The organism is Ruegeria sp. AJ12 (genome assembly GCF_056536245.1).
The window spans coordinates 1,077,461-1,092,862 of record NZ_JBQFJJ010000001.1 but is presented as its reverse complement, the minus strand read 5'-3'; the positions used below and the strand labels follow the sequence as shown (position 1 = coordinate 1,092,862).

13 protein-coding genes are annotated in these 15,402 nt (G+C 57.6%); 1 reads left to right on the top strand and 12 read right to left on the bottom strand.

Annotated features, from left to right (window positions below; translation table 11 throughout):
- Positions 1 to 73 precede the first annotated feature (73 nt).
- The 5 genes from ACR3E0_RS05505 to ACR3E0_RS05485 form a co-directional block, all read right to left on the bottom strand.
- Positions 74 to 3,472, bottom strand: a complete 3,399-nt coding sequence (locus ACR3E0_RS05505) for a DUF3857 domain-containing transglutaminase family protein (RefSeq protein ID WP_480476943.1) — start codon at positions 3,470 to 3,472, stop codon at positions 74 to 76.
- Positions 3,473 to 3,794: 322 nt separating this feature from the next.
- Positions 3,795 to 4,148, bottom strand: coding sequence for a hypothetical protein (locus ACR3E0_RS05500; protein WP_480476941.1), 354 nt, complete (start codon positions 4,146 to 4,148; stop codon positions 3,795 to 3,797).
- A gap of 54 nt (positions 4,149 to 4,202) precedes the next feature.
- Positions 4,203 to 7,658, bottom strand: a complete 3,456-nt coding sequence (locus tag ACR3E0_RS05495; RefSeq protein ID WP_480476939.1) for a chromosome segregation SMC family protein — start codon at positions 7,656 to 7,658, stop codon at positions 4,203 to 4,205.
- Positions 7,659 to 7,798: 140 nt separating this feature from the next.
- Positions 7,799 to 8,185 carry a hypothetical protein gene (locus tag ACR3E0_RS05490; protein WP_480476937.1) on the bottom strand — a complete coding sequence of 129 codons (387 nt, stop codon included), beginning with the start codon at positions 8,183 to 8,185 and terminating at the stop codon, positions 7,799 to 7,801.
- Positions 8,186 to 8,228: 43 nt separating this feature from the next.
- Positions 8,229 to 9,428, bottom strand: a complete 1,200-nt coding sequence (locus tag ACR3E0_RS05485; RefSeq protein WP_480476935.1) for an aminotransferase-like domain-containing protein — start codon at positions 9,426 to 9,428, stop codon at positions 8,229 to 8,231.
- A gap of 153 nt (positions 9,429 to 9,581) precedes the next feature.
- Here ACR3E0_RS05485 and ACR3E0_RS05480 point away from each other — a divergent pair, with 153 nt between their 5' ends.
- Positions 9,582 to 10,352, top strand: a complete 771-nt coding sequence (locus tag ACR3E0_RS05480; RefSeq protein ID WP_480476933.1) for an FCD domain-containing protein — start codon at positions 9,582 to 9,584, stop codon at positions 10,350 to 10,352.
- Positions 10,353 to 10,415: 63 nt separating this feature from the next.
- On the opposite strand, the gene ACR3E0_RS05475 is transcribed toward ACR3E0_RS05480, so the two are convergent.
- The 7 genes from ACR3E0_RS05475 to ACR3E0_RS05445 form a co-directional block, all read right to left on the bottom strand.
- Positions 10,416 to 11,165: a phosphate ABC transporter ATP-binding protein gene (locus ACR3E0_RS05475; RefSeq protein ID WP_480480950.1), complete on the bottom strand. Its 750-nt coding sequence runs from the start codon at positions 11,163 to 11,165 to the stop codon at positions 10,416 to 10,418.
- Between the two features lie 366 nt (positions 11,166 to 11,531).
- Positions 11,532 to 12,658, bottom strand: a protein-coding gene (locus ACR3E0_RS05470) for an IS3 family transposase (RefSeq protein ID WP_480424917.1) whose coding sequence is annotated in 2 segments (ribosomal slippage) — positions 11,532 to 12,394 and positions 12,394 to 12,658 — 1,128 coding nt in all. Because the reading frame shifts where the segments join, the coding sequence is not laid out codon by codon here.
- Between the two features lie 97 nt (positions 12,659 to 12,755).
- Entirely contained in the window at positions 12,756 to 13,316 is a 561-nt protein-coding gene (locus tag ACR3E0_RS05465) for a F0F1 ATP synthase subunit B (RefSeq protein ID WP_480476931.1), read from the bottom strand.
- A 5-nt stretch (positions 13,317 to 13,321) separates the two neighbouring features.
- Complete coding sequence (locus tag ACR3E0_RS05460) at positions 13,322 to 13,873, bottom strand: F0F1 ATP synthase subunit B' (RefSeq protein ID WP_480476929.1); 552 nt, start codon at positions 13,871 to 13,873, stop codon at positions 13,322 to 13,324.
- Positions 13,874 to 13,959: 86 nt separating this feature from the next.
- Positions 13,960 to 14,184 (bottom strand): F0F1 ATP synthase subunit C, encoded by a 225-nt coding sequence (locus ACR3E0_RS05455; protein ID WP_005981269.1) that lies wholly within the window; start codon positions 14,182 to 14,184, stop codon positions 13,960 to 13,962.
- Between the two features lie 48 nt (positions 14,185 to 14,232).
- Positions 14,233 to 14,991, bottom strand: a complete 759-nt coding sequence (locus ACR3E0_RS05450) for a F0F1 ATP synthase subunit A (RefSeq protein ID WP_480476927.1) — start codon at positions 14,989 to 14,991, stop codon at positions 14,233 to 14,235.
- A 2-nt stretch (positions 14,992 to 14,993) separates the two neighbouring features.
- Entirely contained in the window at positions 14,994 to 15,326 is a 333-nt protein-coding gene (locus ACR3E0_RS05445) for an AtpZ/AtpI family protein (RefSeq protein WP_480476925.1), read from the bottom strand.
- Positions 15,327 to 15,402 lie beyond the last annotated feature (76 nt).

Here is a 15,402-nt window from a genome sequence, read left to right as displayed (position 1 = left end):
GCTCCAGACCTATTGAAACACTCATAGAAATGTTGGAATTGGTTCATGTTCTTTTGGCTCAGCTAAAGCGGTGTCAGGGTTCGCAACCTTCACCCTCTTCCTGTTTGGCTTTGGCGGCAAGCACCTCCGCACGTATTCCCTGCCGAAAGAACAACACCATGAGCATTGCGACCAGCAGGAAGACCGGGAAAACCATCAACTGCGTCGCATTCAACCCCATGTAGATTGGCTTTTCTTCGACGACTTCAAACAGCCGACGATGCAGGTAGACGTAGTATCCATCGTTGTTGTCGACATAATCCTCACCCTCTCTCCATGCATCTTCGTCGCCCGGCTTAAGCGTTGTTTCCTTTGTTTTGAGGTTCCACTGGTATGCCCAGGTTCCTTCTGCCTCGTTCCACTCGCCGCCGGTCGCGAATTTGATAAAGTCATTTTCGAACTCAAGCGCGTTGGGTTCTTTCATCGGGGCAGGAACATTGCGCATAACGACCCTATGGACGTTGTGCATCGAAGCGTTTACGCGAGATTGCCCTTCTAGCACCTCATCGTCATCGAACTCATAAAGCTCACCAGAAATAGCGTAACCATAGTGGTTCAGCTCATTCCAAAGGTCCTTTTCTTCAAACCCCTCGCGGGGCAATGTGTAGCGCTGGACAAGCTTAAAAACATTGGCATCGAGATCATCTTCAATGATCATCGCCTCTGATTGCGTGGCTCCGGGAAACCGTTTGGCGTACCACTTCTCATATTGCTTGCTCCGGTCCTCCATGTCCTCGCCGTCATAGCGCCAGCGCATATTGTCCGCTTCCACCCCCCGCCACGTGTCTGTGACATTGAGCACGGCGGCATTCGGGCCTTCATCCAGGAACACATATTCCTGCACGGCCTCTCTGGTCGGTTCGTCAGGAAAATGTCTTTCAATTTCAACCAAACCGGTGCTGTGTTCTGCCAATGGCAAGCCCCAAGCGAAGTCCCTCAGTGGGATCTCGCGACCCACGCCACCTTGCAGCAGGTCGGTGGCGTCAACGAACCAGTCACCTTGCGGATCGCGGACACGTACAATGGCGTGATCGAAGATAAACGGAGATGGCAACATGCGCGGCAACGCGGGACCCATGTCGTGGTCGACCAGAACGACATCGGCCTCGATCTGCAAATGCGCCAGCATGGAAATCAGAAGAAGCGCTTTGTCTTTACAATCGCCATATGCGCTCAGCCAGACTTCCTCGGGGGACCGGGGTATCCAGCCACCTTCGCCAATGGAGACACTGAAATACCGGACCCGGTCCTGTACCAGACGCAGGGCTTGGGTCGCGCGCCATTGCGGATCTTCGGACTGTTCCAGCATTGCATCAAGCAGCTTGACCAGGTCATCAGGCAGCAAGTCCGGTCTGGCTCGATAGTCATTGGTCAATCCCTGAACGATCTGCTGCCAATCCTGAAAAGTGGAGAGTTGCAGCCCATCGTTCGAGACGTCCCAATCATCCGCAGAACGTGTGTTTCTGTCGTCTTCGTCGGCTTTTTCAAGCTCCCATCGTAAGATCGTCCTGCCGGCAACCTCTTCACGCCGCACATCGAACTCATCTGTGTGGTTCAGCCCAAAACGCGTTGCAGCGGGCAAGTCTATGGAGGTGCGCCTCTGTTCCCACCCCCAGTCTCTGACGCCTTCTGAACGATAGTGAAACTGATCCGAGAAAACGGGTGTACTGGCTGATATCGACCAGATCATCTCGACAGTGTCGCCGACGCGAAGATCGGCGATCTGACCGAAATACTCGATGTCGCCCAGCATCACACCTGAGTTGAGCTCCGGTTCGCGCCGGAGTTCTTCGAACGGCAAGTCGAGTTGGTCTAGTACGTTGCTATCTCGGTGGATCTGCAATCGATGAAGAGTGGCGCGTTCAAAATTCGGATCCACCATCAGCTGTACTTCGCCATAGAGTTCCAGCGTTGAGCGATCATGCACAGCAAAGAAACTCTGTCTGACCCTCTGGTATCCGTTGTCTTCGACTCGGATTTTTTCGTCGTGAATGGGTAGGTTAACGGGTGCATCAGCATGCAAAGCCGCTTGCCGATCTTGCTGTGAAACTTCCACGTACCATCCAGGTAGGTGTTTATCGCGCAGCAGTTCCGCTGACGCAGGTTTAGCACCAACCAAGTTTAGCAAGCCCAATATGACAAGAAAGACGATGACCCAAATTGCTATGTTGGCAGATGTGGTCTGCCACCACCTCTTTTTCTCAACTTTCTGTGCTGCCGTTCGTTTGTTGTCTGCCCATGGTCCCAGCCCCTGAGACACCCTGCACGCGGAAAGGAGATTTGCCGCAGAGGGTGTTTCCGGAACGACATGTAACTGATCATCCTTTGTCTCGATAATGGTCAGGTCGTTTTCATTGTGAACAGCACGAACCGCAAACCAATCAAGGCGCAATCGTTTACCTTCACGCCAGATTTCAATGGCCGCCTTGTCGCAACTCACTGCCGTCAGTCCCCAATCGAAACCTCGTAAAAGCCCGTGACGGTAGTAATGAAGATGGCGCAGTTTTGGCAGATAGGGCCAATCATTTACCGCTGCTGTGGTCATCGCGACAAACAGCAATATGACACCGATTTGATTAAACAACGGAAAACCCGCATCCAATGACTTCCCGGTCAACAAAACAATAAAGAGAAAAATAGAGAGACCCGAGATCCATGCATACGCCAAATAGTTGAAGACTGAGGCCAACCAGGCGGGACAGGGTGTCCCCAGTTTTTTGGATAGTCCCTCCAAGGCATGAAAGGCTGCGGCCGCGGATATGTACTGGTGTTTGGCTTCTATCGGAGCGTTTTTTGGGTTAAAGCCGCTGGAATTCCTCGCCCTGCTTTCTTCTTTCACCTTCTTCACGAGCTCTCTGGCGTCTTCATCCGAAGGCATTGGAAGAAAAAACAATCCGTAGCTCGCTCTTTTCCAGATCACAAACCGCCCAACGCGCATTGGTTTTGATACATGCGAAAAATGCCAGGCCTCTGTCTGGTGGGCTTCAACTACTTCGACGTAGTCTTTCTTGACAGTGTACTGCGTTTTGCCATCATAGAGTTCTGTCGCACTGAGAATTACAGGCGCGCGACCCCTCCAAACCGCCCATAGACTTCCAGCGCTCAATGCGTGTGACCGGGCGAGAAAAAAACAAAATAGACCAAGCGGGATTGGAGCCCAGAGTTTGGATCCAGCGGTGCTCAGGTCAAGCCCGGAATTCCAGGCAGCGACAAAGCCGCCCAGAAGCTCAGCCAGAAATGTTACTGCCAGACATCCCACCGCTATTGCTAATAAAAGAAACTGCTTGAATGCTCTTCGAGCATCCAGCCGAGATCGTTCAGTACGGGCTTGGCTCGTCAGCTCGGTTTCGAGGGTCAAAATAGAAGAATTGCTTGGTGCTGGCACCAACTCCGAATGAATCGCATTCACAACAGTATTTCCCAACAAATTCAATGCTCGCCAATAGATTGAACGTTCGTGGCAAAAATATGGTCGGAGTGGAGTAAAAGGCGCTTCTGAGGTTTGTTGTAAACCGCCGACAATAGTGGGTTATCTCCACTACAAGGGGTGGATCGTGGTCATGGCAAGGGGTCGATTGAATTCCGCCCTTCAGGCGTTATTTTCAATGACTGCTTTGGTGACACATGCTGCTTCACAGCGAAAATCATAGTGCGATTGCGAACAAATTCTGCGGCAGCAATAGACGCTTTTGCATAAGGCGGGTTTGTCCGCTTAGCTGACGCGTGAAAACGCATCGCTCCAAAGCTGAACTCCGTCACTCTGGCCGCACCGGGTATCTGTCGCCCTTTTCGTCAATCAGGATCAATCTATCACCGCTGCGGACATACAAGTCGCACCGACTGAACCCGTTGCGATAGGCGATACAGACGCTGCCATCATCGGCGATGCTGTAGGTGCCAAAGGCGGAATCTCCGCTGGCATAGGTGTAGGAATAAGCGCCACCGGCCGAGAACCGCGACTGGCCGTCATCATAGAAGGTCAGCGTGCGCCCGGCCAATCCATCCAGCTCCGCCTGGCTGAGCGGAACATCACCGGGCTTGACCGGCCACTCCTTTGCCCAAAGGGGCGCGGCAAAAACGACGGAAAAGATGAGAAGCCATCTGAGCATATGGCCACCCTACTCTGACGCTGGGTGAATCGGTCATAACGTTGCGGTGATCGCTCAGGCGACCATCTGCTCGGCTTTCTTCAGATCGACCGACACCAGTTGGCTGACGCCCTGTTCCTGCATCGTCACACCGAACAGCCGGTCCATACGCGCCATGGTCACCGCGTGGTGGGTGATGATCAGGAAGCGCGTGTCGGTCTGGCGGCACATCTCGTCCAGCAGATCGCAGAAGCGGGTGACATTGGCGTCATCCAGCGGCGCGTCGACTTCGTCCAGCACACAGATCGGCGCGGGGTTTGCGAGGAAGACGCCAAAGATCAGCGCCGTCGCCGTCAGGGTCTGTTCCCCACCCGACAGCAGGCTGAGCGTCGAGAGTTTTTTGCCCGGCGGCTGGCACATGATTTCGAGACCCGCGTCCAGCGGATCATCGCTTTCGACCATAACCAGATTGGCCTCACCCCCTCCGAACAGATGCTTGAACAGCATCGCAAAGTTTGAGTTCACCTGTTCGAATGCCGTCAAAAGGCGCTCGCGTCCCTCGCGGTTGAGGCTGGAGATGCCGCTGCGCAGCGCTTTGATGGCCTCTTCCAAATCAGCCTTTTCGCTATTCAGCGTATCGAATTCTTCCTGAACCTCTTTGCTGTCTTCTTCGGCCCGCAGGTTCACCGCGCCCATTGCGTCACGCTGACGCTTGTGGCGGTTCACTTCCGCCTCCAGCGCATCGGCGGCAGGCATCTGATCCGGGTTCACATCCAACTGGTTCAACAGCTGGTTCGGCGTCAGTTGCTGATCCTCGGCGATCCGTTCGGCGGCAGCGACAACGCTTTCCTTGGCCGCATCGCAGCGCGCCTCTGCCGCAGCGCGGGTTTCACGTGCCTCGGAGGCCAGACGCTCTGCCTCTCGCTCGGCCACAACAACCTCGCGCTGATGCGTTTCGGCGGCCGCGAGTTTGTCTGCGGCCTCTGCCCGGCGGGCTTCGGCGGTTTCGATCAGGTCATTCAGGTCCTCGCGCGCCTTGGCAATCTCACTTGGGGCGGCGGTGGCTTCGGATAGCTCCTCCTCGGAGGACACCTTGCGTTCGGCCAGTTCCGAGATGCGTTTCTCTGCTGTCTCCAGACGATGCTTCCACCCGCTGAGATCCTTGGTGACCTCCTGCGTGCGCCGCGTACGGGCCTCGCCCTCGCGGCGCAACTCGTCATGGGTCGAGCGGTGGGTGAGCATGGTGATCCGCGCGGCCTCGACCGTCTGTTTGATGTCCTCGACTTGCGCACGCGCGCTGTCGAGATCGCCCAAACCGGTCAATGCACCTTCGGCCTCGCGCAACTGCGCGCGCGCCGACATGGCATCCTCTTTGTGGCGGTCGACGGCCAGCGTCAAGGTCTCCAATTTGCCCTGCGCCAGATTGCGATCGGCTTCGGCCCGGCTGAGCGCGCGCGCGGTTTCCGCCATGCGCTGATCAGCGGCGCGACGGGCCTCGCGGGCGCGGCGGTCGGCTTCGGTCACCTCGGCCAGCTGCTGCGACAAGGTCTCATGTGCGGCACGGGCCCCTTCGGCTTGCGCTTCGGTGCGGGTGAGTTCCTGCTTCAGGGCCTCCAGCTTGTTCAACTGCTCCAGCCGCAAAGCCGCCGCACTTGGGGCGTCTTCGGCCCAGGCGCGGAACCCGTCCCAGCGCCACAGGTCGCCTGATCGCGACACGAGGCGTTGGCCCGGCTTCAAAGCGGCCTGCAGTCGCGCACCCTGATCGCCATCGACCAGCCCGATCTGCGCGATCCGGCGGCTGAGCCGATCCGGGCCCGATACATGCAACGCCAGCGGCTCGGCCCCATCCGGCAGCGCTTGGTCCGCGTCATAGCCTGCCAACTGTACCCAGCCAGACGGGCCGTCGCCCTCAACCAATGGCGCGCGCAGATCATCGGCCAGTGCAGCCCCCAGAGCTTTTTCATAGCCCGGTGCCACGCGCAGCAGATCAAGTACCTGCCCGCCTTCGGCAGTGTCGCGTTCCACCAGCTTGGCCAGCGCCGTGGTCTCGGCCCGGATGGCCCCCAATTCACCTTCGGCCTCGGAGCGTTGAGCCCGCGCTTCGGCCTCGCGCCCCTGCGTTTCATTGCGCAGCTCATCCGCGGCAGCCAGTGCTTGTTCGGCGGCATCGGCGGCGTCTCGGGCTTCTTCCTCACCTTTTTGAGCGGCCTCAAAGGCTTCGCCGGCGCGGGTCAGCGCCGTTTGCGCCTCCTCAACAGCGGTACGCGCCTTTTCCTCTTCGCCTTCGGATCGGGCCAAAGTCTTACGGCTGTCTTCAACCAGGCGCTGCGCTGATTGATGACGGGCCACGAGGCGCGCCATGTCCTCGGTTTCCTGCGAGAGGTGATCTTCGCGATCCTGCAAGACCGACGCGGCCTCGCGCGCAACCTCGGCGGCTTGCGCAACCTTTTCGTCGTGTCCCTCGGCGGCCTTGGTTAATTCACGGGCTTCCCATTCCAGACGCTCGATCATCTGCCCGGCATCCCGGTTCAGACCGGTTTCGCGTTCGATATCGTTGCCAAGCTGCTGGATGCGGGCGGTCAGCGTTTCAATGGTCTGACGGGCACGGGCTTCCTGATCCGAGAGTTGATCGCGCTGAACCTGCTGGCGCTGCAGGACGGCGGCAGCGATGGCCTCTTCCTCGCGCAGGGGCGGCAGGGTCTCTTCGATCTCGGCGCGTTTGGCGCTGGCCTCGCGAGCAGCGGCCTCGGCGCGCGCGGCATCGGTAATGCGGTCGCGCAGCTTGTCCTCGGCCTGCTGCCGGGCCATGTCAGCCTCTTTCCAGCGACGATAGAGCAACATGCCTTCGGCCTGACGGAGCAGTTCTCCAATCTCCCGATACCGCGCGGCCTGACGCGCCTGACGGGCGAGTTGGGCCAGTTGCGTGCCAAGCTGTTCCAGCACGTCATCGACGCGGGTCAGATTGGCCTCGGTCGCTTTCAGCTTCAACTCGGCCTCGTGGCGGCGCTGATAGAGACCCGAGATCCCGGCAGCCTCTTCCAGAATGCGGCGACGGGCGCGGGGTTTGGCATTGATCAGTTCGGCGATGCGGTTCTGACCGACCAAAGCCGGTGAATGCGCCCCGGTCGAGGCATCGGCGAACAGCATCTGCACGTCGCGGGCGCGGACGTCCTTGCCGTTGGTCTTGTACGCGCTGCCCACATCGCGGGTGATGCGCCGGACGATCTCAAGCTGGTCGCTGTCGTTGAATCCCGAAGGCGCAAGGCGTTCGGAATTGTCCAGAGACAAAACAACTTCGGCAAAATTACGGGCCGGACGCGTGGCGGCACCAGCAAAGATCACGTCCTCCATCGCACCACCGCGCATGGATTTGGGGCGATTTTCACCCATGACCCAGCGCAGGGCTTCCAAAAGGTTGGATTTGCCGCAGCCATTCGGGCCCACCACACCGGTCAGCCCGTCCGCGATGATCAGATCGGTCGGGTCCACAAAGCTTTTGAAGCCGGTCAGTTTGAGTTTGCTAAAGCGCAATGGCTGCTCGTGGAATGATTCCTATGAATAAGAAGTCTGCGCAAGTGATGGGGCCTGAGTCAACGAAGATACGCAGGATATGGACCAATCACTCGAGTTATCCACAATATCTTGCCAGTTTTCGCAACAATCCGCGCGTTTCAATAAGGGGTGCATTCGTACACGGCGTAGTCGTACCCGCCGTAATTGACGCATTCATAGGGACGGCGGAGGAGCGCGCCGAAAATCAGCTTTTGCCCTAGTTCCCGGTCACATCCCAGAATGCCGATTGTCACTGCCGCGTCGCCCAACACATCCAGAAGCGGGCACCCCGAAACCTGCGCCATCGCCAATGCGGCCCGATCACGGATCGGGCCCAATCGCGGTGCGTATTGGCTGTTGATCCGCACCGCCTCGGCCAGTTCGCCGCGTACCCGCACGTCGAAAACGCTGCCATTCACCGCAACCCGGGTTACGGGCACGTCGCGGAAGTGAGGCGTGCCTGCCGAGCACGCCGCCAACAGCAGAAAGGCAAGATACCGGATCATGCCGCAGCATTGCGGCAATATGGTTAACAGAACCTTTCGCGGCTCAAGTTCGCAACAACTCTCCCAACTTGCGAATGCCTTCGCGGATCGTCGCTGCGTCGGAATTCGAGAAGCTGAGCCGGATCGTATTGGCGCCAGTGTCATCAGGATAAAAAGCCTGACCCGGTACAAAGGCCACCTTGATCGTTTCCAGCGACCGTTCCAGCAAGTCGGCACCATTCATGTCTTTAGGAAGCGTGACCCAAACAAACATCCCACCTTCGGGCCGGGTCCAGTCAACCCCGTCCGGCATATGCTGGGCCAGTGCGTCCATCATCGCATCCCGGCGCGCGCCATAGACGTCGCGCAGCCTTGGCACATGTGTTTCAAAGCAGGCTTGCGCCACCTGATGCACCGCCATCTGGTTGACGGTGGCAGAATGCAGATCGGCGGCCTGTTTCAACAACACCAGCTGCGAAATCACCGGTTTGGCTGCCACGACCCAGCCGACCCGGAGGCCCGGAGACAGGGTTTTGGAGAAGGTGCCGCAGTAGATCGTCCGGCAGTCTTCGATCGAGCCCTTACGTGCGAGTTCCAGCGCCAGAATGGGCGGGATCGGATCGCCATCATAGCGCAGGGCCTGATAGGCCCCATCCTCGATCACCGCGCAGTTTAGGTCTTCGGCCAGATCCAGCAACGCCTCGCGGCCCCGCAAATCAACGGTTTCGCCGGTCGGATTGGCAAAATCAGCAGACAGATAGGCGAACTTGATTAAGCCCTCGCCGGCTGCGGTCCTGTATTCCGCAGCACCCCGATTGCCATTGATGCTCAACCGGTCATAGCGCGGCTCATACGCATCAAAAGCGTTGATCGCACCCAGATAGGTGGGCCAGCCGACAAGGGCGGTATCGCCTGGGGACAGGTAGAGCTTACCCAGATAATCCAATGCCTGCTGCGAACCGGAGGTGATCAGAATGTTGTCAATCTCACACGCTACCCCAATCCCACGCATGTACTCTGCGATCCATTCCCGCAAAGGCGCATATCCTTCGCTGATCGAATACTGCAGCGCCTGCGCTTTTTGCTCGGGGCCCAGCGCGGCCTGAAAGGCTTGCGCAAATTCGTCGGCAGGAAACAGCGCCGGGTCGGGAATACCACCAGCGAAGGAGATAATCCCCGGCTGATCCAGCAATTTCAGCAATTCACGTATCTCTGATGCTTTCATCCGAGAGGCTCGGGTGGCGAACAATGCCTGTGTGGACATCTGGCTCCTCCGGTCAGTATTCGGCGCAGACTAGGCAAGCGCTCATTAAAGTCAATATTTCTGACCTAATGTTTCATGCAACGTGACCCCAAATCCTTGATCCACCCCGTATTATGTGGTCATATGATTTGACCAATTTCAGATGACGGCACGATGCCCTTTCAAAAAGTTGAGACCGAAAAGCTGTCCATCGCAGTCGTCCGGCAGATCGAGTTGCTGATCCTGCGCGGTATTCTGCGCCCCGGCGAGCGCCTGCCGCCCGAGCGCGAATTGGCAGAGCGCCTGGGCGTGTCTCGCCCCTCCCTGCGTGAGGCGATTTCCGAGTTGCAGGAACAGGGACTGCTGTCGGCGAAGGCCGGATCCGGTATCTATGTGGCAGAAGTTCTGGGGTCTGCCTTTTCGCCCGCTCTGACCCGTTTGTTCGGCAGCCATGAAGAGGCGGTGTTTGACTATTTGTCCTTTCGGCGGGACATGGAAGGTCTGGCGGCGGAACGCGCTGCCCGGCTGGGTTCTGACAGTGACCTGAAAGTGGTGCAGACCCTCTTTGACAAGATGGAAGCCGCGCATGCGCGCAACGTAACCGAGGATGAAACGAGACTGGACGCCGAGTTTCATATGGCCATCATCGAGGCCAGCCACAACGTTGTGATGCTGCACATGATGCGGTCCATGTATGACCTGCTGCAACAAGGCGTGTTCTACAATCGGCAGATCATGTTCCAGCAGCGTGCGACGCGCGACGCCATCCTGGGCCAGCATCGCGCTATCAACGCCGCCATACAAGCCCGCGACCCGTCGGCGGCACGGCACGCCGTCGAGCGCCATCTGGACTATGTCGAGCGTTGTATGGAAGATCAGCAAAAGGCCGAGCGAAACGAGGAGATTGCGCTCCGGCGTCTCGCCCATGAGACAGAGCAGGATTGATGCGCAGCCGCATCTGACCTGCTCGTCCTCCTCCCCTGTCCAACCGTTTGTCGCTGATCGGGATCAGCCTGTCTTGCCACGGACAAAGGCGCGGGTCTTCTCGTGAACCGGGTGCTCAAAAACCTGCTCGGTCGGTCCGATTTCGAGCAGTTCGCCCAGATGAAAGAAAGCGACCCGGTCAGCAATCCTGCGCGCTTCCATCATCGAATGTGTAATAACGACCACACTATGATCCTGCCTGAGGTCCACCATGAGCTCTTCGACTTTTGCAGTTGCAATCGGGTCGATTGAGCCCGTCGGCTCATCCATCAGCATAATGTCCGGTTTCGTCCCCAACGCCCGCGCAATGCACAGCCTTTGTTGTTGCCCGCCAGACAGGTCTGTCCCCTTCTTACTGCGCAGAACATCCTTGACCTCATCCCATAGATGGGCCCGCTTCAGGCATTGCTCGACATGGGCTTCAAGCTCTGCCGACCGGGTAAAGAACCCGTGAATGCGCGCGCCATAGGCAACGTTTTCCCAAATGGAAACAGGAAACGGGTTCGGCTTCTGCGCGACCCAACCAAATTTCTTCCGGTGAACCGGCGGATCAATGTGCGGCGCATGAATGTCCTCGCCACCCATTGTGATTGCCCCCTCGATCCGCACACCGCGCGTTTCGTCATGCATCCGGTTCAGACATTTGAGAGCCGTGGATTTTCCGCATCCAGACGGGCCTATCAATGCGAGGATTTCGTTGTCATATAGGTCAAAGCTGACATTCTTCAGCGCCTGTTTGTCTTCATAGAAAAGCGAAAGCCCCCTGATCTCCATCAGCGGCGGTGAATTCTTCAGTTGCAATGCAGATCGCGTGAAATCCTGTTCTGTGATGCAGAGCATGCGAGCCTCCTCTTATCTGTCACCACATGCCTCACACGCCGGGGCGAAACGCAGGTTGATCCAAAACAAGGAAGGCGAAACTTCACAAAAGTTTCACATGATATCTATTCGGCGTCGCCCGTTGCTTGTTCGAAAATCGCGAGGTACTGACCTTCTACGTCAGGTGACCTCATCTGTGGAGGTGCGATATAAATAGTTGCTTTTAAATGTATTTTATTAAGTTCGACAATCTACCTGCCTGCAATCAAAGACCGTTCAATCGGTTGTGATCAGCCCCATTTGTGTGGTCCAATTTGATTGTTAGTGCATGACCGGCCTTTGGTCCATTTGAACGATGGTTTCCGGGGCCGGCGGTTTATATCCCAGAGCACTGTGAGGGCGTTTTGTGTTGTAGTGTTTCCTCCATTCTTCGATCAAAATCTGCGCTTCTCTTAGACAGTAGAAGACTTCTCCATTCAGGAACTCATCTCTGAACCGCGCATTGAAACTTTCACAGTAACCGTTCTCCCATGGGCTGCCTGGCTCGATGTATGCGGTCTTTGCTCCAACTGCATTGATCCAGTCTTGCACCGCCACGGCAATGAACTCAGGGCCATTGTCGGAGCGAATGTAGCTTGGCACACCGCGCATGATGAACAGGTCACTCAGCACGTCGATGACATCGCTGGAGTTCAGCTTGCGGTCCACACGGATCGCCAAGCACTCCCGGCTGTACTCATCAATGACGTTGAGCGTGCGGAATGCCTTTCCGTCATCCGTTCGACAATGCACGAAGTCATAGCTCCAGACGTGGTTTCGATGCTCCGGCCGCAGCCGAACACACGATCCATCATTTAACCAGAGCCGCCCCTTCTTTGGTTGTTTCATTGGCACTTTCAGCCCCTCCCGACGCCAAAGCCTCTCGACGCGCTTGTCATTCACCTGCCAGCCCGCATCTCTCAGCAAAGCCGCGATCCGGCGATAACCGTAGCGGCCATACTGGCGGGCCAATTCTATCATGTCCGCCACCAGGCGCTTCTCGTCAGTTCGACCTTTCGGCAGCTTTCGCTGTGTGGATCGGTGCTGTTTCAGGACGCGACACGCCCGGCGTTCTGAGACACGCAGTTTGTGGCGCACATGGTTGATGCAGGCACGGCGACGGGCGGGGCTCAGTAGTTTCCCTTGGCCGCCTCCGTCAGGATCAGTTTGTCCAGGGTAAGATCCGAGACGGCCTTTCGAAGACGCTCATTCTCTTTTTGAAGGCGCTTAAGTTCCTTCAATTGATCCGTACCCATTCCGCCGTACTTCTTCCTCCAGCGATAATAGGTCTGTTCAACAACACCAATCTGCCGGATCGCATCCAGACGGGACATGCCTTGCCCCATCAATATCTCAACCTGCCGCAACTTCGAGACAATCTCTTCCGGCTTCGGTCGCTTGTTCGCCATGTGGTTCCTCCATTTTCTTAACCATAACGGCGGACCACTTCAGAGGGGGAGGATCAGGGCATTGTTGCTGTTGCAGTACAAGCGCAATGGAATCCCGTCAGTGCAGCTTTTCACCAACATCCGCAATCGACGCATCAATCAACTTGTTCGCCTGAGCGGCAGTCATTTGCTTCGCCAGCACAGCGTTTGCCGCAGAGACCGCGACGGTGATCGCCTGATCGCGCACTTCCTTGACTGCCGAGGCCTCAGCCGATGCGATTTGGTCTTGTGCCGCCGCCAGACGGCGCTCTATCGACCTATCGAGGTCGACTTTGGCCTGTTCGGCCGCAAGTGCTGCATCCTCTTTTGCAGCAGCGACGATGGCGTCCGCCTGGGTCTGCACTTCGCGCTGTTTGCGCTCGTATGATGCCAACAGGCTGCGGGCTTCTTCGTGCAGGGCACGGGCTTCGTCCAGTTCAGCCTTGATGCCGTCGGCACGGTTGTCCAGAGCACCGCCGATCATGCCCGGAACCTTGAAATAGACCAGAATCGCGATGAAGACGATTAAGCCCAGCAAAACGACAAAGTCGGTGTTCCCCAGCGAGAAGAACGGGCCTTTGGCCGCCAATGCCGGGCTGGCTGCACCAAATGTCAGGACAAGGGCAAGAATGTTCCGCATGTCGCTTATCCCTTTACCTGTGCGTCAACAGCACTGTCGATGGCTTTGGCATCTGCCTTGCCGCCCAGCGCGGTGACCAGTTCAGCCGCCGTATCCTTGGCAACCACTTGAATGCTATCCAGCGCACTGGCCCGGATGTCGGCAATCGCCTTTTCCGATTCAGCCGCTTTTGCAGCGATTTCCGCATCCGCCTTGGCGATCGCGCCATCCAGACCGGACTGGATTTCAGCACGTGCTTCGGCAGCGATACGCTGTGCCTCAGAACGGGCATCGGCCAGCGCCTTGTTATAGGCCTCTTCGGCCTCGACCGCTTTGGCTTTCAGATCTTCGGCCGCAGCCAGGTCATTTGTAATGGTCCCCTGACGTTCAGCCAGGATTGCCGCGATGCGTGGCAGAGCCACGCGGGACAGGACCAGAAAGATGACGACCAGCGTAATGACCAGCCAGAAAATCTGGTTGGGGAACCAATCGAAGCAGAGCTGCGGCATCCCGATGGCAGAGCCATAGGAGTCGACGCACGAGCCAGCTACCTCTTTTGTAAGGGGTTCAGTCGCCATGATATCCTCCGTCGGAAACTTGTCTTTACAACAGGCGGGCCGCTATGGCTTGGACCCACCTGCGCGTAAGGATCAGGTTCCGCAGATTATACGGCGAACATCAGCAGCAGCGAGACCAGGAATGCGAAGATCCCCAGGGCTTCTGCGAATGCGATACCGATGAACAGGGTTGCGGTCTGCGAAGCAGCCGCCGAAGGGTTGCGCAGGGCGCCGGCCAGGAAGTTGCCTGCAACGTTGCCCACCCCGATTGCGGCTGCGCCGGAACCGATTGCTGCCAGGCCTGCGCCGATGTGTGCGAGATCGCCTTCCATGATGTATCTCCTTACGAATTGGAAGTTTCGATGTTGGGGGTTCGGACCTTAGTGCGACGGATGCAGCGCATCCTTCAGATAAACACAGGTCAGAATGGTGAATACGTAGGCCTGGATGAAGGACACGAGCACCTCAAGACCATACATTGCGGTGATCGCCAGCACGGACACGGGCGAGATCACGGCGACCGCGGCAAAGCCTGCGAACACTTTGATAACAGCGTGGCCCGCCATGACGTTACCGGCGAGACGAATAGAGTGGCTGACCGGGCGTACGAAGTACGAGATCAACTCGATGATCGCCAGGATCGGGCGCAGCGCCAGCGGTGCGCTCGAGACCCAGAACAGGCCCAGAAACGCAGCACCGTTTTTGACGAAACCAAGGATGGTCACGGTCAGGAACACGGCCAGCGCCAGCGGGATGGTCACGGCGAAATGTGATGTGGTGGTGAAGGACCCGGGGATCATGCCCAGGAAGTTTGCACAGACGATGAACATGAACAGGGTCATGACATAGGGGAAGAACTTGACGCCCTCCTTGCCACATATGTCTTCCAGCATCTTGTAGATGAAGCCATAGGCCAGCTCGGCCACCGACTGCATCCGGGTCGGAACGATGGCGCGCTTGGACGTGCTGAGCACCAGCAGAGCAAAGATCGCAACGATTGCCAGGAACAGCCACAGCGTGACGTTGGTGATCGTGAACATACCTACCGCACCGTCGCCGAAAAGCGGCTTAACGATGAACTGGTCCATCGGATGGAAAACCAGGCTGCTGCCTTCTGCTGCGGTGGTCTCGGTCGCCACGTTCAGTCCCTCTCGTCCTTCTCGGCTGCACTCGCCGCCGATTGTTTCTCCTGAACCTCTTTCGCGCTGCGGAGCATAACCTTCACGCCCGCGACAAGGCCCAGCAATGTGAACAGCACCAGAAAGATCGGGATCGTCCCGAGCAGGCTGTCCAGCCCGTATCCGATGCCAAATCCGATCCCCAGACCGGAAACCATTTCGATGACCATCCTCCAGGCAAGCTCGCCCCCGGACACGTCAGCGCCTGCGCGAGGTTTGGGCGCTTTGGCCTTTTTCGCCGCGTCGATCTTGGCCTCAAGCTGCGCCATACGCTGCTTTTGGTCATCATCGGTCACGGGCGTTTTCCTCGCACAGTCTTGGGGACAGGTGCTAAGCGGCCAGAGGCGCAGAGTCAACGCCGTTGATGACGCG